General features: G+C 77.4%; 20 protein-coding genes and 1 riboswitch. Of the genes, 15 read left to right on the top strand and 5 right to left on the bottom strand.

What is annotated here, in order from left to right; translation table 11 throughout:
• Together BUB17_RS23940 and BUB17_RS23935 are read left to right on the top strand one after the other, a co-directional pair.
• On the top strand, positions 1-523 hold a 523-nt coding region (locus BUB17_RS23940), incomplete at its 5' end, for an MSMEG_1061 family FMN-dependent PPOX-type flavoprotein (protein WP_072921153.1).
• A gap of 90 nt (positions 524-613) precedes the next feature.
• Positions 614-1039 (top strand): VOC family protein, encoded by a 426-nt coding sequence (locus BUB17_RS23935; RefSeq protein WP_072921152.1) that lies wholly within the window; start codon positions 614-616, stop codon positions 1037-1039.
• A gap of 150 nt (positions 1040-1189) precedes the next feature.
• Here BUB17_RS23935 and BUB17_RS27185 read toward each other — a convergent pair whose 3' ends face one another.
• Positions 1190-1327, bottom strand: a complete 138-nt coding sequence (locus BUB17_RS27185; RefSeq protein WP_175561471.1) for a hypothetical protein — start codon at positions 1325-1327, stop codon at positions 1190-1192.
• A gap of 218 nt (positions 1328-1545) precedes the next feature.
• On the opposite strand from BUB17_RS27185, the gene BUB17_RS23930 reads away from it, so the two are divergent.
• Positions 1546-2103: a type II toxin-antitoxin system PemK/MazF family toxin gene (locus BUB17_RS23930; protein WP_072921156.1), complete on the top strand. Its 558-nt coding sequence runs from the start codon at positions 1546-1548 to the stop codon at positions 2101-2103.
• A 59-nt stretch (positions 2104-2162) separates the two neighbouring features.
• Entirely contained in the window at positions 2163-2852 is a 690-nt protein-coding gene (locus BUB17_RS23925; protein WP_244277461.1) for a class I SAM-dependent methyltransferase, read from the top strand.
• A gap of 529 nt (positions 2853-3381) precedes the next feature.
• Here BUB17_RS23925 and BUB17_RS23920 read toward each other — a convergent pair.
• The 4 genes from BUB17_RS23920 to BUB17_RS23905 all read right to left on the bottom strand — a co-directional run bounded on the left by BUB17_RS23920 (position 3382) and on the right by BUB17_RS23905 (position 5747).
• The gene (locus BUB17_RS23920; protein ID WP_244277460.1) at positions 3382-3657 is read right to left on the bottom strand and encodes a hypothetical protein; all 276 of its coding nucleotides are present in this window, start codon (positions 3655-3657) and stop codon (positions 3382-3384) included.
• A 69-nt stretch (positions 3658-3726) separates the two neighbouring features.
• Complete coding sequence (locus tag BUB17_RS23915; protein WP_072921150.1) at positions 3727-4794, bottom strand: AbrB family transcriptional regulator; 1068 nt, start codon at positions 4792-4794, stop codon at positions 3727-3729.
• A 189-nt stretch (positions 4795-4983) separates the two neighbouring features.
• On the bottom strand, positions 4984-5277 hold the full coding sequence (locus BUB17_RS23910) for a transcriptional regulator (protein ID WP_072921149.1): 294 nt from the start codon (positions 5275-5277) through the stop codon (positions 4984-4986).
• Complete coding sequence (locus tag BUB17_RS23905; RefSeq protein ID WP_072921148.1) at positions 5274-5747, bottom strand: hypothetical protein; 474 nt, start codon at positions 5745-5747, stop codon at positions 5274-5276. Before BUB17_RS23905 ends, BUB17_RS23910 begins: the two co-directional genes overlap by 4 nt.
• A 106-nt stretch (positions 5748-5853) precedes the next feature.
• Positions 5854-5924: riboswitch (cobalamin riboswitch) on the top strand.
• A 61-nt stretch (positions 5925-5985) separates the two neighbouring features.
• Between BUB17_RS23905 and BUB17_RS23900 the strand changes: the two genes are divergently transcribed.
• The 11 genes from BUB17_RS23900 to cobA form a co-directional block, all read left to right on the top strand.
• On the top strand, positions 5986-8007 hold the full coding sequence (locus tag BUB17_RS23900) for a putative cobaltochelatase (protein ID WP_072921147.1): 2022 nt from the start codon (positions 5986-5988) through the stop codon (positions 8005-8007).
• Between the two features lies 1 nt (position 8008).
• Positions 8009-8623: a cob(I)yrinic acid a,c-diamide adenosyltransferase gene (gene cobO / locus BUB17_RS23895; RefSeq protein ID WP_072921146.1), complete on the top strand. Its 615-nt coding sequence runs from the start codon at positions 8009-8011 to the stop codon at positions 8621-8623.
• Entirely contained in the window at positions 8620-10038 is a 1419-nt protein-coding gene (locus BUB17_RS23890) for a cobyrinic acid a,c-diamide synthase CobB (protein WP_244277459.1), read from the top strand. Before cobO ends, BUB17_RS23890 begins: the two co-directional genes overlap by 4 nt.
• Positions 10025-10705, top strand: a complete 681-nt coding sequence (locus tag BUB17_RS23885; protein WP_072921144.1) for an energy-coupling factor ABC transporter permease — start codon at positions 10025-10027, stop codon at positions 10703-10705. The genes BUB17_RS23890 and BUB17_RS23885 overlap by 14 nt, the downstream gene beginning before the upstream one ends.
• Entirely contained in the window at positions 10702-11007 is a 306-nt protein-coding gene (locus BUB17_RS23880; protein ID WP_072921143.1) for an energy-coupling factor ABC transporter substrate-binding protein, read from the top strand. The genes BUB17_RS23885 and BUB17_RS23880 overlap by 4 nt, the downstream gene beginning before the upstream one ends.
• Before the next feature lie 88 nt (positions 11008-11095).
• A complete protein-coding gene (cbiQ, locus tag BUB17_RS23875; RefSeq protein ID WP_072921142.1) occupies positions 11096-11830 on the top strand; it encodes a cobalt ECF transporter T component CbiQ in 735 nt (244 codons plus the stop codon).
• Complete coding sequence (locus tag BUB17_RS23870) at positions 11827-12666, top strand: energy-coupling factor ABC transporter ATP-binding protein (RefSeq protein ID WP_072921141.1); 840 nt, start codon at positions 11827-11829, stop codon at positions 12664-12666. The genes cbiQ and BUB17_RS23870 overlap by 4 nt, the downstream gene beginning before the upstream one ends.
• Complete coding sequence (locus BUB17_RS23865) at positions 12663-13007, top strand: cobalamin biosynthesis protein (RefSeq protein ID WP_072921140.1); 345 nt, start codon at positions 12663-12665, stop codon at positions 13005-13007. The genes BUB17_RS23870 and BUB17_RS23865 overlap by 4 nt, the downstream gene beginning before the upstream one ends.
• Positions 13004-14239 carry an Rv2231c family histidinol phosphate aminotransferase CobC gene (gene cobC, locus BUB17_RS23860; protein ID WP_348537058.1) on the top strand — a complete coding sequence of 412 codons (1236 nt, stop codon included), beginning with the start codon at positions 13004-13006 and terminating at the stop codon, positions 14237-14239. Before BUB17_RS23865 ends, cobC begins: the two co-directional genes overlap by 4 nt.
• A complete protein-coding gene (gene cobT / locus BUB17_RS23855) occupies positions 14236-15363 on the top strand; it encodes a nicotinate-nucleotide--dimethylbenzimidazole phosphoribosyltransferase (RefSeq protein ID WP_280173911.1) in 1128 nt (375 codons plus the stop codon). The genes cobC and cobT overlap by 4 nt, the downstream gene beginning before the upstream one ends.
• A 73-nt stretch (positions 15364-15436) precedes the next feature.
• Positions 15437-16658 (top strand): uroporphyrinogen-III C-methyltransferase (cobA, locus tag BUB17_RS23850; RefSeq protein ID WP_072921138.1); only part of this gene is annotated, 1222 nt, incomplete at its 3' end.

Raw genomic sequence — 16658 nt, 5'->3', positions numbered from 1 at the left:
GGACCGGCACTGCCGGGCCTTCATCGCGCTGTCGCCGTTCGCCACGCTGGCCACGGCGGCGCCCGACGGCCGGCCCGACGTCTCCCCGCGTGGCGGCGACCCGGGGTTCGCGCGGGTCCTCGACGAGCGGACGCTCGCCCTCCCGGACCGGCAGGGCAACAACCGGGTCGACAGCCTGCGCAACACCGTGGGCAACCCGCACGCCGCCCTGCTGTTCTTCGTGCCCGGCTTCGAGGAGACCCTCAAGGTGTTCGGGACGACGACCCTCGTGGGCCCGGACGACGTCGGCGTGGACCTGACCGAGTTCGGCCGCCCGCCGCGGTCGGTGCTGGTGCTGACCGTCGAGCAGGCGTACTTCCAGTGCGGCAAGGCGGTCATGCGCTCGGGGCTGTGGGACGCCGGCCGGCAGGTCGAGCGCTCGACCTTCCCGTCACTGGGCGAGGTGCTGCGCGACCACTGCGGGCTGAGCACGCCACTGCCCGGGCAGGAGGAGATGCGCGCCGAGCTGGCGCAGGAGCTCTGAGCGGACCCGTCCTCCTCACCGCTCGCAGGCTCACGGCGGCCGCCTGCAGGGAGGCCGGGATCCGTCGGCGACCCGCCCTATCGTCCGCGCATGGCCACCGACATCCAGATCGTGATCGACTGCGCCGACCCGCACGGACAGGCCGACTGGTGGGCCGAGGTCCTCGGGTGGCAGGTCGAACCGCAGGACGAGGCGTTCATCCGCCGCATGGTCGCGACGGGCGCAGCGACCGAGGCGGACACCACCACGCACCGCGGCGCGCTGGTCTGGCGCTCGGGCGCAGCGATCACCTCGCCCGACCCCGACCGGCCGCGGGTGCTCTTCCAGCAGGTCCCGGAGGCCAAGACCGTCAAGAACCGCGTGCACCTGGACGTGCACGTCGGCGCAGATCGGCGGGAGGGCGAGGTCGGCCGCCTCCTGGGACTGGGCGCCACCGAGCTCCACCGGGCCTCGCAGGGCCCGTTCGAGTGGGTCACCCTGGCCGACCCCGAGGGCAACGAGTTCTGCGTCGCCTGAAGGAGGGCCCCGTCCTCCTCACCGTGGAAGGACCTCGTCCTCCCCACCCTTCGCAGGCTCAGGGTGGGACGGGGCCGGCCAGGGACGGGGCCGCCGGCCCCGGCAAGGTCCCGCCGCGAGCCTGCGAGCGGTGGGGGCAGGGGGTCCGTTTCAGCCGACGCGCAGGTCGCGGGCGAGCCTCCGGTAGGCGACGGTGCGTTCGGCGATGGCCCGTCGGCGACCGCGCCGGGTCCGTGGACCGGTGCCCAGGTACCGTGCGTCCTCCACGAGCTGGAAGGCGGCGAGCACGCTCGCCTTCACCTCGCGCCCCCGCGGCAAAGCAGGGGGAAGCGGCTCAGCCGAGGTCATGGCGACCCCCCTCTCTCGGGGTCGGCTGTGCCCGGGTCCCCGTGCCGACATGGTGCCCCTCCCTCGGCACGTCCAACCGTGTTGGTGACGGATTGACACCTGTGTGTCACACGGAACACCCGACCAGCACCACCCGCCCCACCCGTACCGTGCCGGGCATGGCCGGACCGTCCCTGCCCCGGGTGCTCAGGTCGCTGCTGCGCGCGGTCGTGCGGCCGCCCGCCACGCGGCCCGAACCAGCCGCCCGTCCCGGTCCACCTGCTGCGCGGCCCGGTCCGTCCGTCGCCCGCGGGCCCGGCGGCGGCGTCCGGGACCTCCCCGGCGGCCTGGACGGCGTGGACCTCGCCTTCCGTCCGCAGGACGACGGCGAGCCCGACCCGGGCGAGGTCGTGTGGGCGTGGGTGCCCTACGACGAGGGTGACGGCCGCGGCAAGGACCGCCCGGTGCTCGTCGCCGGCCGCCGGGGCGCCGACCTGGTCGGCCTGATGCTCTCCAGCCAGGACCACGACCGGGACGCCGCGGACGAGGCCCGGCACGGCCGCACCTGGATGGACGTCGGCCGCGGCGGGTGGGACCCGCGCGGGCGGCCCAGCGAGGTGCGCCTGGACCGCCTGCTGCTCCTGCCGCCCGGCTCGGCCCGCCGGGAGGGCGCGGCGCTCGGGCGGGCGGTCTTCGACGACGTGGTGACGGCGCTGCGCGCACTGCACCGCCGCTGACCGCGGAGGACGCCGCCGAGGTCTTCTGGGCACTGCACAGCGACCTGCCGCGCGAGGGCGTGGGCTCGGACGCGACCACCCGGACCCTGCTGGAGCTCACCGCGCCGTTGCCGGCCTCGCCCCGCGCCCTCGACGTCGGCTGCGGTCCCGGTCGGGCGTCGCTGGTGCTGGCCGGCGCCGGCGCGCGGGTGACCGCCGTGGACCTGCACGAGCCGTTCCTGCGCCGCACCCGCAGTGCCGCGCAGGACGCCGGCCTCGCCGGACGGATCGCCGTCGAGCGGGCGTCGATGACCGCGCTGCCCCACCCCGACGGCACGTTCGACCTGCTGTGGTGCGAGGGCGCGGCCTACCTGATGGGCGTGGACCGGGCGCTGCACGAGTGGCGCCGGCTGCTGCGGCCCGGGGGGGCGCTGGTGCTCACCGACGCGGTCTGGACGACGACCGCGCCCTCCGCGGAGCCCCGCCGGTTCTGGGCGCACTACCCGGCGATGCGCGACGAGGCGGCGCTGGTCGCGGCGGCCCGGTCGGCGGGCTACGAGGTCCTGGCGACGCACCTGCTGCCCGACGCGGACTGGACCGACGAGTACCACCGACCGCTGGCCGCGGCGATCGACGCAGTGATCGAGGCGCTGCCGGACCCGGACCCCGGGACGGCCGAGGTCCTGGCCGAGGCCCGCAGCGAGGTCGAGGTCCGGCAGGAGCACCGCGACGAGTTCGGCTACCTGGCGCTGGTGCTGCGCCGCACCTGAGCGGCCGGCACCGCGACACCGGCACCGGCAGCGGCAGCGTGGAGCCGGCGCTTCGCGGCGGCGATGGGCACCTGACCGACCAGCGCGGGCAGCACCCACCACACCGGGTTCCCCGTGGAGCCACCAGCAGCCCGGTGACCAGCGCGATGTAGGAACCTCCCAGCAGGTGCGGCTGCAGGGTCCGCCAGCGGGGCCACGCCTGTCGCCGGGCCAGCGCACCGGCGACCGCGAGCCCCTCCGTGGCCACGGCCACCGGGAGCAGCCAGCCCAGGCCGGGTGCCGACACCGCCAGGACCGCGCCGCTCGCCGCGACACCGGCGACCGCCGCCTGGTAGGCGCCGGCCGGGCCCCGCGCCCGCGCCCCCACCAGGCGGGCGACGAGCCACACGGGTCCGAGCAGCAGTCCCGCCGTCCCGGCGGTCACGTGGAGCAGGAGCAGCGGGTCGCCGGTCATGCGCCGACGGTGTCAGCCGGCCCGGTCACCCGGGCAGTGCCGTCCGTCAGGACCCGGGTGTGACAGGTGTACGGATCATTCCGCGACGGACTGGTCGCGCACCGTCTGCCGGGGGCGCAGGTGGTAGACCCCGGCCTGCGGGCCGAGCGGGGTCAGGTCGTAGCGGTGCACGACCTTGGGACCGCCGTGCAGGTGCACGTGCGTGACGGTCGGCAGGGGCTCCCCGTGCCGCGCCTCGCGGATCTCCACCCGACCGTCGAGCGGGCCACCGACGAACAGCAGCACCGCGTCCTGCGTGCCGGCGTCCGCGCCGGTCCGGTCCTCGGACAGCTCCCTCACCTCCTCCGACACCCGGTCGAGGGTAGGCGCGCCCGGCCGCCGCGGCACGGTGCCGTCCGGGGCGGAGAGGGCGGTCCGCCCTCAGGTCCCCCCGGCGCGCCGCAGCCAGCGCGCCAGCAGCGGCGCCGAGAGCAGCATCACGAACAGCCGCAGCACCTGCACGGCGAGCACGAAGGTGGCGTCGGCGCCGCTGTCCTGGGCGGTGGCCAGCACCGCGTAGAGCCCGCCGGGGGTGGTGGCGAGGTAGGCGTCCAGCGCGCTGGCGGCGGTGGTCGCCGTGAGCACCGCGCCCAGCCCGGCACAGGCGGCCACCAGGCCGAGGATCACGGCGAGCGCGAGCGGCAGCGCCCGGCCGACGGTCCGCAGGCCGTCCCGGTCGAAGTTCAGCCCGACCACCAGCCCGATGGCCAGGAAGGCCGCGGTCTCCAACGGCGCCGGGACGTCCGCCCCGCCCGAGAGCCCGCCGAGGTCGAGCCCGGCGGCGACCAGCATCGGCCCGAGCAGCGTCGGCACGGGGATCCGCAGCAGCCGGGCCAGCGGTGCACCGGTGCCCAGGCAGACCGCGGCGAACAGCAGCCCGGCCGGCCACCCGGGCCCGGCATCGCCCACCGTCGTCCCCCCGGAGCCGGGTTCGGCGCCGAACAGGGCCGTGGCCGCCACCGGCATGAGGACGACGATGAGCAGCACCCGCAGGTACTGGAGGACGGCGACCATCCGGTCGTCGGCGCCCAGCTCGCGGGACATCGCCGTGATGCCCGACGCCCCTCCGGCGACCATGGCGAACGCCCCGGTCACCGGGCTGACCCCGGGCTGCAGGCGCATGAGCAGCCCGGCCAGCACGCTGAGCAGCAGGGTGCTGACGGTGACCAGCAGGACCGGCAGCCAGTCGCGGCTGATCGCCTCGAGGGTGTCCAGGTCGACCAGCGCGCCGATCGAGACGCCGATCAGCCCCTGGGCCGCCGTCGTGGCCGGCCACGGGACGACGAGCCGGCGACGTCCGGCCAGACCGCGCACCAACCCGGCCACCAGGCCGCCGAACAGGGACGGCGAGGGCAGGTCGAGGACGTCGAAGGCCAGCGTGACGGCGAGGGCGCCGGCGACCACGACGGTCAGGTCCACCGCCCGCGCGCCCCACCCCCGTTCCGCCACGGCCCCAGTCTCCCGGCCCCGCTGCGGCGTCCCGCGCGGCCCCGTCCCTGGCCGGCCGGCCCGTCCAGGGGCTTGCCGCTGGCCCCGTCCCGGGCACTGCCCCGAGCTTGCGAGGGGTGGGAGGACGGGTCCTTCCCGGTGAGGAGGACGGGGTCCTTCTCCGAAGGATGGGGAGGACGGGGGCCCTGCTCAGCCGCCGGTGATGCGGCGCAGCTCGGCGACGTGCGCGTCGAACGCGGCCCGCCCGTGACGGGTGAGCGCCAGGCTGGTGCGCAGCCGCGAGGCGCGGGTCACCTTGTGCACCCGCACGTAGCCGGCCTCCTCGAGCTGCTTGACGTGCTTGGACAGCACCGAGTCGCTGATCCCGACGGTGTCGCGGACCGCGGCGAAGTCCATCGTGTCGACGGCGGCGAGCAGGCCGCAGACCTGCAGCCGGGGTGGCGGGTGGATCACCGCGTCGAAGCGCGGCGCGACCGCGGTCACCGTTCGCCACGCAGCTCGGCGGAGTAGACGCGCATCCACCAGCGGTTGACGGCCGCGAGCACCACGCCCAGCACCGCGCCGGCGACCGCCATGGCACCACGCAGACCCAGTTCGTTCTCGGCGACGAGCGCGATCAGGTACACGGCCAGGCACATCGCGGTCCACGACCACACCACCCGTCGCGTCCGGCCACGGCGCCACCCGTTGACCCACACGCCGGTCGTCCGCCGGAACGCGACGTACGCGACCCACACCCCCACGACGGCGAGCACCAGCACCGCAACGCTCACCCACGTGCCGTGCAGGGACTGCGAGCCGATCAGCAGGAACACCCACAGGCCCAGCCCCACGTCCCACGGCCACCACGGCCCGGCGTGCTCCAGACGGTCCGCCAGCCGGGTCCGGCCGTCCTGCAGGGCGGCCAGCTCGGCCCGAGCGGCGGCACGGTCGACGGCCTCGTTGCTTTCCATGTCGGAAAGAATGCCTGGTCACTTTCCACCTCGTCAAGAGACGAGGCCGGGGTGTCCCCCGGCGGGGCGGTCGTGGTCTGATGACGCGGCCACAGCGACGGCAGTGGAGGAAGCCCGGTGCGACTCCGGCGCGGTCCCGCCACTGTGACCCGGCACCCGCCGGGGAGTCAGGAACTCCCGCCGCCGCCTCCTGCCACCTCCGGGCGTGGACACCCGGGGAGAGGATCCGTGCCCTCGCATGACGTACCCCTTCGGCGCCGTCGTCGGCATGGACGACATGCGGCTCGCCCTGCTGCTCAACGCCGTCTCCCCCGCCGTCGGTGGCGTGCTCGTCCGCGGCGAGAAGGGGACGGCGAAGTCGACGACGGTGCGCGCGCTGTCCGCCGTCCTGCCCCCGGTGGACGTCGTCGCCGGGTGCCGCTTCGCCTGCGACCCGGCCGCTCCGGACCCGGCCTGCCCCGACGGTCCGCACGACGCCGGCGCGCCGGGGCCGACCCGGCCCGCGCGGCTGGTCGAGCTGCCGGTGGGCGCCTCGGAGGACCGCGTCGTCGGCTCGCTGGACCTCGAGCGGGCGCTCACCGAGGGCGTGAAGGCCTTCGAGCCCGGGTTGCTGGCCGCCGCGCACCGCGGCGTGCTCTACGTCGACGAGGTCAACCTGCTGCACGACCACCTGGTCGACCTGCTCCTGGACGCCGCCGCACTGGGCACCGCCTACGTCGAGCGCGAGGGCGTCTCGGTGCGGCACGCCGCGCGGTTCCTGCTGGTCGGGACGATGAACCCCGAGGAGGGCGAGCTGCGCCCGCAGCTGCTCGACCGCTTCGGGCTCACCGTGGAGGTGGCCGCGCCCCGCGATCCGGCCGAGCGCGCCGAGGTGGTGCGCCGCCGGTTCGCGTACGACGCCGACCCGGCCGGGTTCGCCGCGTCGTGGGCCGACGAGGAGGCCGGGCTGGCCCGCCGGATCGCCGAGGCCCGCGCCCGACTGCCGCGCGTCGTCCTCTCCGACGGCGCGCTGCGCCAGGTGACCGCGGTGTGTGCGGCGTTCGACGTCGACGGGCTCCGCGCGGACCTGGTCACCGCCCGCGCGGCGATCGCGCACGCCGCCTGGTGCGGCCGGGACGAGGTCACCGAGGACGACGTCCGGGTGGCCGCCCGGCTGGCCCTCCCGCACCGCCGGCGGCGCAACCCGTTCGACGCGCCCGGTCTGGACGACGAGACCCTCGAGCAGGCGCTGAGCGACGCCCGTCCCGACGAGGACCCGCCCCAGGGCCCGGACGACGGCGGTGGCACCCCGCCTCCGCCGCCTCCCCCCGGCTCGTCCGGCGACGGCGGTGCGCAGCCGGAGACCGACGGCGGCACCGCGGCGTCCCCTCCGTCCACGGCACCCCGCGGCGAGGGCGGCGGCTCCACCGAGGCCGCCCCGGCCCCCGACCGCGCCGCGGTGGCGCCCGCCGACCCGTTCCGCACCCGCCGCCTCGAGGTGCCCGGCATCGGCGCGGGCGTGGCCGGCCGGCGCTCGCGGGCACGCGGCGACCGCGGCCGCGTCGTCGGCGCGACCCGCCCGAGCGGCACGGTCACCCGGCTGCACCTGACCGGCACCGTGCTCGCCGCCGCACCGCACCAGGTCGCCCGGGGCCGCACCGGCCCGGGGCTGCGGATCGCCCGGGAGGACCTGCGCCAGGCCGTCCTGGAGGGCCGGGAGGGCAATCTCGTGCTCTTCGTCGTCGACGCCAGCGGCTCGATGGGCTCCCGCTCGCGGATGGCCGCGGTCAAGGGCGCGGTGCTCTCGCTGCTGCTGGACGCCTACCAGCGCCGGGACAAGGTCGGCCTGGTGACCTTCCGCGGCACCGAGGCCGAACTGGCGCTGCCGCCGACCTGGTCGGTCGAGGCCGCCGCGGCCCGGCTCACCGGGCTGCCCACCGGCGGGCGCACCCCGCTGGCCGCCGGGCTGCTGCGCGCGCACGAGACGCTGCGGGTCGAGCGGGTCCGCGACCCGCAGCGGCGTCCGCTGCTCGTCGTCGTCACCGACGGGCGGGCCACCGGCGCGCGCGGCGGCGACCACCTGGGCCAGGCGCGGCGGGCGGCGGGTCTGCTCGCCGCGGACAGGACGGCGGCCGTGGTCGTCGACTGCGAGTCCGGTCCGGTGCGGCTCGGGCTGGCCGGCGCCCTCGGGACGGCGCTCGGCGCGCAGACCCTGCGCTTGGACGAGCTGGCCGCCGAGTCGCTGGCCGCGACCGTGCGCAGCGTGCGAGAGGCGGCCTGACGTGCCGCAGGGGCAGGTCGCGGTCACGCCGCAGGACGGCCTGACGACGCGGCAGCGGCGCAACCGGCCGCTGCTCGCCGTCCACACCGGGGAGATGAAGGGCAAGTCCACCGCCGCGTTCGGCATGGCGATGCGGGCGTGGAACCAGGGCTGGCCGATCGCGGTCTACCAGTTCGTCAAGAGCGCGAAGTGGCGGGTCGGCGAGGAGAACGCGCTCACCGCCCTGGGCCGGCTGCACGAGCAGACCGGCGAGGGCGGGCCGGTGGTCTGGCACAAGATGGGCTCGGGCTGGAGCTGGTCGCGCCGGCAGGGCACCGAGGTCGACCACGCCGCCGACGCCGCCGAGGGCTGGGCGCAGATCAAGCGCGACCTCGCCGCCGAGGCGCACCGCTTCTACGTGCTCGACGAGTTCACCTACCCGCTGAAGTGGGGCTGGGTGGACGTCGACGACGTCGTCGAGACGCTGACGAACCGCCCCGGCACCCAGCACGTGGTGGTCACCGGGCGGGACGCCCCGCCGGCGCTGGTCGAGGCCGCCGACCTGGTGGTCGAGATGACCAAGGTCAAGCACCCGATGGACGCCGGCCAGAAGGGCCAGCGGGGGATCGAGTGGTGAGCGCCGCCGTCCCGCGCGTGGTCGTCGCCGCGCCGTCGAGCAACGCCGGCAAGACGTCGGTCGCCACCGGCCTGGTCGCCGCGCTCACCACCCGTGGCCTGGCCGTCTCCCCGCACAAGGTCGGCCCCGACTACATCGACCCGGGCTACACCGGCCTGGCCGCCGGGCGCCCGGGGCGCAACCTCGACCCGGTGCTGGTCGGTGAGGAGCGCGTCGTCCCGCTGTTCCTGCACGGGGCCCGTGGTGCGGACGTCGCCGTCGTCGAGGGCGTCATGGGCCTGTTCGACGGCGCCACGCGGCCGGGCCTGGAACCCGGGTTCGCCTCCACCGCGCACGTGGCCCGGCTGCTGCACGCGCCGGTGGTGCTCGTCGTCGACGCGAGCGCGCAGGCGCAGAGCGTCGCCGCGCTGGTGCACGGCTTCGCCACCTACGACCCGACGGTGCGGCTCGGCGGGGTGGTGCTCAACCGGGTCGGCAGCGACCGGCACGAGGAGATCCTCCGCGACGCGCTGGGCGGCTCCGGGGTGCCGGTGCTGGGCGCGGTCCGCCGGCTCGCCGAGCTGGGCACGCCGTCCCGGCACCTCGGCCTGGTGCCGGCGGCCGAGCGGTCGGCCGAGGCGCTGGCCACCGTCGGCCGGCTCGGTGGGGTGGTGGCCGGCGCGGTCGACCTGGACGCCGTCCTGCGGCTGGCCCGCACCGCGCCCGCGCTGGATGCCGTCCCGTGGGACCCCGCCGCCGAGGTTCCCCGGGCGGAGGGCCGGCCGCGGATAGCCGTCGCCGGCGGTGCGGCCTTCACCTTCGGGTACGCGGAGAACACCGAGCTCCTGGAGGCCGCCGGCGCCGAGGTGGTGACCGTCGACCCGCTGCGCGACGAGGCGCTCCCCGAGGGCACCGCGGGCCTGGTGGTCGGCGGCGGGTTCCCCGAGGTGCACGCCGCCGACCTCTCGGCCAACGAGTCGCTGCGCGCTGACATCGCCGCGCTCGCCACCCGCGGCGGGCCGGTCGCCGCCGAGTGCGCCGGCCTGCTCTACCTGGCCCGCAGCCTGGACGGCGTCCCGATGTGCGGCGTGCTCGCCACCGACGCCGTGATGTCCGACCGGCTGACCCTCGGCTACCGGGAGGCCGTCGCGCTCAGCGGCTCGGTGCTCGCGCCGGCCGGCACCCGGGTGCGCGGCCACGAGTTCCACCGCACGGTCGCCACCCCGGCCGCCGGGTCCGCGCCGGCCTGGCGGTGGGCGGATCGCCAGGGACCCGCCCACCCCGAGGGCTTCGTCTCGGGCGGCGTGCACGCGTCCTACCTGCATCTGAATTGGGCCGGGTCCCCGGCCCTGGCCGAGCGGTTCGTCGCCGCCTGCGCCGTGCGGTCGACGGACCGGGCGGCCCTCCCGGAAGGGGCACGGCATGCACATCGCTGAGGGGTTCCTGCCGGCGACGCACGCGGTCGGCTGGACGCTGGCCGCCGCGCCCTTCGTCGTCCACGGCGCCCGGCAGGTCGTCATCGAGGTGCGCGAGCGCCCGGAGAACACGCTGCTGCTCGGCGCGGCCGGCGCGTTCACCTTCGTGCTCAGCGCGGTGAAGCTGCCCTCCTTCACCGGCAGCTCCAGCCACCCCACCGGCACCGGGGCCGGCGCCGTCCTGTTCCGGCCGCCGGTGATGGCGCTGCTCGGCACCATCGTGCTGCTGTTCCAGGCGCTGCTGCTGGCGCACGGCGGGCTGACCACGCTGGGCGCCAACGCCTTCGCCATGGCGGTGGTCGGTCCGTGGGCCGGCTACGGCGCCTACCGGCTCGTCCGCCGGCTCGGCGGCGGGCTGCTGCCCGGCGTGTTCGCCGCGATGGCCGCCGCCGACCTCGCCACCTACGTCACGACGGCCGGACAGCTCGCCCTCGCCCTGCCCGACGCCGAGACCGGGGTCGCCGGCGCGCTGGTCAAGTTCCTCTCCGTCTTCGCGCTGACCCAGGTGCCGCTGGCGGTCGGCGAGGGGCTGCTGGGCGTGCTGCTGTTCCGGACGCTCACCGCCAACGCCCGCCCCGAGCTCGAGCGCCTCGGCCTGCTGGCGGCTGCGCCGGAGCCCACGCGGTGACCCGCTCCCGGCTGGTCACCGCGCTGCTGGTCCTCGGCGTGGTGGCGCTGATCGCGCTGCCGCTCGTGCTGGACGGCGGGACGTCGGAGTTCGCCGGCACCGACGCCACGGCCGCCGAGCTCGCCGAGGAGCAGGGCGCGCAGCCGTGGTTCGAGTCGGTGTTCTCGCCGTCGTCGGCCGAGGTGGAGTCGGGCCTGTTCGCCCTGCAGGCGGCGCTGGGCGGCGGGGTGCTCGGCTACGTGCTCGGCCGGCTGCGCGGCCGTCGCCCGGCCGAGCGCTCGCGGGAGGACGGCGGCTCGTGAGCGCTCCCGTCGGCCGTGGTCGTCGTCGGGCGGTCGCCGTCCCGCGGCGTGTCGACAGCCACCCGCCGATGATCACGGTGGACCCGGCATGACCGGGCTCGCCGTCGACGACGCCGCCTGGGCCAGCGCCTGGCGCCGCCGCTCCCCCGCCGACAAACTGCTGCTCTGCGGCGGCCTGGTCGGGTGCGCGCTGGCGCTGCCGGCCTGGCCGGGCAGCGTGCTGGTCGGGCTCACCGCGGTCGTCCTCGCGCTCGGCCCGGCCCGGGTGCCCGCGCGCACGTTCGGCCGGGCGGTGCGCTGGCCGCTGTCGTTCATCGCCGTCGGCGCGCTGACCTCGGTGGTCACCGTGGGCACCGGCGGCCTCGGCTGGGCGCCGGACGCCGCCGCCCGCGCCGGCTCGCTCGCCGGGCACGCGCTGGCCGGCAGCGCCGCGGTGCTGCTGCTGGCCACCACCACGCCGATGTCGGACCTGCTGCCCGCGCTGCGCGGCCTACGGGTGCCGGCGGCGGTGGTCGAGGTCGCTGCGGTCACCTACCGGCTGCTGTTCGTGCTGCTGGCGAGCCTGCGCACCGTGCGCGAGGCGCAGACGGCCCGGCTGGGCTACTCGACGCCGGCCCGCGGCTGGCGCTCGTCCGGCGCGCTGGCCGCCGCGGTGCTCACCCGCTCCTGGGACCGCGCCCGCCGCATGCAGGAGGGGCTGGCCGGCCGCGGCATGGAGACCGGCCTGCGGGTGCTGCCCGAGGTGCTGCCGTCCTCCCGGGCCTTCCTGGCGGCCTCCGTCGCCGGGCTGGCCGCCATCGTGGCCGTCGGGCTGGCCGCATGAGCCACCGGACGCTGACCGCCGAGGCGCTGGTCGCCGGCTACGAGCGCGGCCGCCGGGTGCTCGACGGTGCCTCGCTCACCGTGCCGGCCGGGCGCCGGCTGGCGCTGCTCGGGGCCAACGGCTCGGGCAAGACGACCCTGCTGCGCTGCCTGTCCGGGGCGCTGGAGCCGGTCGCCGGCACGGTCGCGGTGGACGGGGCGCGGCTGCAGCACACCCGCCGCGGCCTGCGCGCGCACCGGCAGGAGGTGCAGCTGGTGCTGCAGGACCCCGACGACCAGCTGTTCAGCGCCTCGGTCGCGCAGGACGTCTCCTTCGGCCCGCTCAACCTGGGCCTGGCCGAGGACGCCGTCCGGGAGCGCGTCGCCGAGGCGCTCGCGCTGCTCGGCGTCGAGCACCTGGCCGGTCGGCCCACCCACCAGCTCTCCTACGGCGAGCGCAAGCGGGTCGCGATCGCCGGCGCGGTGGCGATGCGGCCGTGCGTGCTGCTGCTCGATGAGCCCACCGCGGGCCTGGACCCGTCGGCGGTCACCGAGGCGCTGGCCGCGCTCGAGCGGCTGCGGGCGTCTGGGTCGACCGTCGTCATGAGCACCCACGACGTCGACCTGGCACTGCGCTGGGCCGACGACGTGGCCGTCGTGGTCGACCGCGCGGTGGTGCAGGGGGTGCCCGCCGACGTGCTGGCCGACGACGCGCTGCTCGCCCGCGCCCGGCTCGACCGCCCGTGGGCGCTGATCGTCGGTGCCCGGCTGCGGGCGCTCGGCCTGCTGCCCGACGGCGCCCTCCCCCGCGACGCCGCTTCGCTGCTGGCCGCGCTGCCCGAGGGGGTGACCCCGTGACGGTCGTCGGCGTCGGCGCGCGACCGGGGGTGAGCGCTGCGGAGGTGCTGGCGGCGGTGGACGCCGTCCTGCCCGCCGGCGCGGACGGCGTGCGGCTGGCCACCCTCGACACCCGCGCCGCCGAGCCGGGGCTGGTCGAGGCGGCGGCCACCCGGAGCTGGCCGCTGACCGGGCACCCCGCCGCCGCGCTGGCCGCCGTCCCCGTGCCGTCGCCGTCCTCCCGGGTGGCCGCGGCCGTCGGGACGCCGTCGGTGGCCGAGGCCGCGGCGCTGCTGGACGGCGGAACGCTGCTGGTGGGTCGCACGGTCGTCGGCCGGGTCACCGTGGCGGTCGCGCGGTGAGCGCCCGCGACGTGTCCTCGCCGGGTGGGGGGCCGGAGGCCCTCCGAACGGCGAGGACGGATGAGCTCAGCGCGGCCCCCTCCCGGGTACCGCCCCGAGCCCGCGAGGGGTGGGGAGGAGGGGGTCCTTCCGGGCACCTGGATGCGGTGGGAGCCCGGAGGGCGGCAGAGTCGTTGCACCACCACGGGGACGCCGAGCTCGCGCCCGGCCTGGTCGACCTCGCGGTCAACGTGCGCGCCGGGACGCCGCCGCCGTGGCTGCGCGCCGTCCTGCACGAGGCCCTCGACGACGCCGCCGCCTACCCCGACGCGCGTCCGGCCCGCGCCGCGGTCGCCGCCGCGCACGGCCGCCCGGTCGACGAGGTGCTGCTCACCGCCGGCGCCGCCGAGGCGTTCACGCTGGTCGCGCGGGCGCTCGCACCCCGCCGGGCGGTCGTCGTCCACCCGTCGTTCACCGAGCCGGAGGCCGCGCTGCGCGCCGCCGGGCACCGGGTCGAGCGGCTGCTGCTCGAGCCGCCCGGCTACCAGCTGCGGGGCGTGCCGGACGACGCCGACCTGGTGGTGCTGGGCAACCCGACGAACCCGACGTCGGTGCTGCACCCGGCCGACGAGGTCGCCGCGCTGGCCCGGCCGGGACGGGTGCTGCTGGTCGACGAGGCGTTCGCCGACACGGTGCCCGGTGAACCGGCGTCCCTGGCCGGTCGCCGGGACCTGCCCGGGCTGCTCGTGGTGCGCAGCCTGACCAAGACGTGGGGGCTCGCCGGCCTCCGGGTCGGCTACGCGCTCGGCCCACCGGAGCTGGTCGCCGCGCTGGCCGCCCAGCAGCCGCACTGGCCGGTGTCCACGCCGGCGCTGGCCGCGCTGGCCTCGTGCACCACCGCCGCCGCGCGCGCCGAGGCCGAGGCGGCGGCGCAGGAGCTGACCGTCCACCGGGCGGCGCTGCTGGCCGCGCTGCCACCGGCCGTGGAGGTCGTCGGGACGCCGCGGTCGTCGTTCGTGCTGCTGCGGGTGCCCGACGGCGCGCAGGTGCGGGCCGCGCTCCGCGACCGGGGCTGGGCGGTGCGCCGCGGCGACACCTTCCCCGGGCTGTCCCCCGACCACCTGCGGGTCGCCGTCCGCGATCCCGCCACCTCGGTGGCCTTCGCCGCCGACCTCGCTGCCATCCTGGACCCCGCGCTCCCCGTGACACCGGCGTTCCGGGACCTGCCCCGCATCCCCGAGGAGATCCGCTGAGCCGCCCCACGCCCCCCTCCACCGACGCCCCCGCCACCGACGCCCCCGTCGCCGGCACCCTGCTGGGCGACACGATCGCCGCGATCACGCCCCGGGACGCCACGGCCGAGCGCGCCGCCCGCGACCGGCTGGACCGGATGACCAAGCCGCCGGGCTCGCTCGGCGTGCTGGAGGACGTCGCCGCGCAGCTGGCCGGCACCGCCGGCACCTGCCCGCCCCCGCTCCCCACGCCCGCCGCGGTCGCGGTCTTCGCCGGCGACCACGGCGTCCATGCCCAGGGGGTCACGCCGTGGCCGCAGCAGGTCACCGCCCAGATGGTGGCCAACTTCGCCCGCGGCGGTGCCGTGGTCAACGCCTTCGCCGCGCAGCTCGGCGCCGACGTCGTCGTGGTGGACGTCGGCGTCGCCACGCCCTACGCCGTCGAGCCCAACCCCGCGCTGCTGTCCCGCAAGGTGCGGTCCGGCACCGCCGACCTCGCCGTCGGCCCGGCGATGACCCTCGACGAGGCCCGGCGCGCGGTGGAGGTCGGCATCGAGGTGGCCACCGAGCTGGCCCGCGAGCACGGCTGCCTGGTCACCGGCGACATGGGGATCACCAACACGACCGCCTCGGCGGCGCTGATCTGCGCGTTCACCGGCGCGAGCCCGGCCGAGGCGACCGGCCGCGGCACCGGGGTCGACGACCAGACGCTGGCCCGCAAGGTCGAGGTGGTGGCCCGCGCGGCCGCGCGGGTGCCGGAGCGGCCGTCGACGCCGGAGGCCGCGCTCGCCGCCGTCGCCGAGGTCGGCGGCCTGGAGCACGCGGCGCTGGCCGGGTTCGTGCTGGGTGCTGCGGCGGCGCGGGTACCGGTGCTGTTGGACGGCGTGATCGCCGGGTCCGCGGCGCTGGTCGCGGCCGTGCTCTGCCCGTCGGCGCTGGAGCACGCGCTGGCCGGCCACACCTCCGCGGAGCCGGGCCACGGCATCGCGCTGCGGCACTTGCGCCTGCGCCCGCTGCTGGGGCTGGACCTGCGCCTGGGCGAGGGCACCGGCGCGCTGCTGGCGCTGCCGCTGGTCGCCAGCGCGGCGCGGGCGCTGCGGGAGGTGGCGACGTTCGACTCGGCCGGTGTGACGGAGAAGGCGTGAGCGAGCTCGCGAGCGCACGCGTGGGCCCGGCAGCGCCGCTCGCGGCCGCGACGAGCGCCGGCGAGGAACGACCGTGAGCGCCACCCCGGTCGACCCGGCGAGCGGGGTGGTCTACCCGGTCGGCCTGCGGCTGCTGGACCGGGCGGTCGTCGTCGTGGGCGGCGGGCAGGTGGCGCACCGCCGCGTCGCCGGGCTGCTGGAGGCCCGCGCCCGGGTCACGGTGGTCAGCCCCGAGGTGACGCCGGCGCTGGAGGCGCTGGTCGGCCCGGGCGCGGTCACCTGGCTGCGCCGCCGCTACGAGCCGGGCGACCTGGACGGCGCGTGGTACGCGGTGGCCGCGACCGACGACCCCGCGGTCAACGCGGCGGTCGCCGAGGAGGCCGAGCGGGCGCGGGTGTTCTGCGCCCGCGCCGACGACCGGTCGGCGTCCAGCGTGTGGACCCCCGCCGTCGGCCGGCAGGGCGACCTCGTCGTCGGCGTGCACGGCGGCGGCGACCCGCAGCGCGCGGTCGGTGTGCGGGACGCGGTGCTGGCCGGCCTGACCGACGGCACCATCCGCGACCACGCGGGGCGGGAGGGTCCCGGTGGGCGGCCCGGCTCGGTCGTCCTCGTCGGCGGCGGCCCCGGCGACCCCGGACTGATCACCGTGCGCGGCCAGCAGGCGGTCTCCCAGGCCGACGTCGTCCTCGCCGACCACCTCGCGCCGCAGTCGCTGCTGGCCTCGCTGCCGCCCGACGTGGAGGTCATCGACGCCTCCAAGCTGCCGCGCGGCCGGTACATGGCGCAGGAGCAGATCAACGCCCTGCTGGTCGAGCACGCCCGGGCCGGGAAGCGGGTGGTGCGGCTCAAGGGCGGCGACCCGTTCGTCTTCGGCCGCGGCATGGAGGAGCTCGAGGCCTGTGTCGCCGCAGGCGTCCCGGTGGAGGTGGTGCCCGGGGTGACCAGCGCGATCGGCGTCCCGGGGCTGGCCGGCATCCCGGTCACCCACCGCGGGCTGACCCACGAGTTCGTCGTCGTCTCCGGGCACGTGCCGCCGGGCCACCCGCAGTCCCTCGTGGACTGGGCGGCCCTGGGACGGCTGCGCGGCACCATCGTCGTCCTGATGGGCGTCGACACCGCGCCGGAGATCGCCGCGGCGCTGGTCGAGCACGGCCGCGCGCCGGGGACGCCGGTGGCCGTCGTCGCCGACGGCTCGACGCCGACCCAGCACGTGGTGCGCACCACTCTCGCCGGCCTGGGGCAGACCCTGGCCGACGAGGGCATCCGCCCGCCCGCCGTCTGGGTGGTCGGCGAGG

This window comes from Geodermatophilus obscurus, from assembly GCF_900143215.1.
GTDB classification, from domain to species: domain Bacteria; phylum Actinomycetota; class Actinomycetes; order Mycobacteriales; family Geodermatophilaceae; genus Geodermatophilus; species Geodermatophilus obscurus_A.
This window is presented reverse-complemented; position numbering and strand designations above follow the sequence as displayed.

Bases quoted from the DNA above. Each gene is read 5' to 3' on its own strand.
- BUB17_RS23900 (WP_072921147.1), top strand. From the start codon at position 5,986: ATGACGTACCCCTTCGGCGCCGTCGTCGGCATGGACGACATGCGGCTC.
- BUB17_RS23905 (WP_072921148.1), bottom strand. From the start codon at position 5,747: ATGGAAAGCAACGAGGCCGTCGACCGTGCCGCCGCTCGGGCCGAGCTG.
- BUB17_RS23935 (WP_072921152.1), top strand. From the start codon at position 614: ATGGCCACCGACATCCAGATCGTGATCGACTGCGCCGACCCGCACGGA.
- BUB17_RS23870 (WP_072921141.1), top strand. From the start codon at position 11,827: ATGAGCCACCGGACGCTGACCGCCGAGGCGCTGGTCGCCGGCTACGAG.
- cbiQ (WP_072921142.1), top strand. From the start codon at position 11,096: ATGACCGGGCTCGCCGTCGACGACGCCGCCTGGGCCAGCGCCTGGCGC.
- BUB17_RS23930 (WP_072921156.1), top strand. From the start codon at position 1,546: ATGGCCGGACCGTCCCTGCCCCGGGTGCTCAGGTCGCTGCTGCGCGCG.
- BUB17_RS23885 (WP_072921144.1), top strand. From the start codon at position 10,025: ATGCACATCGCTGAGGGGTTCCTGCCGGCGACGCACGCGGTCGGCTGG.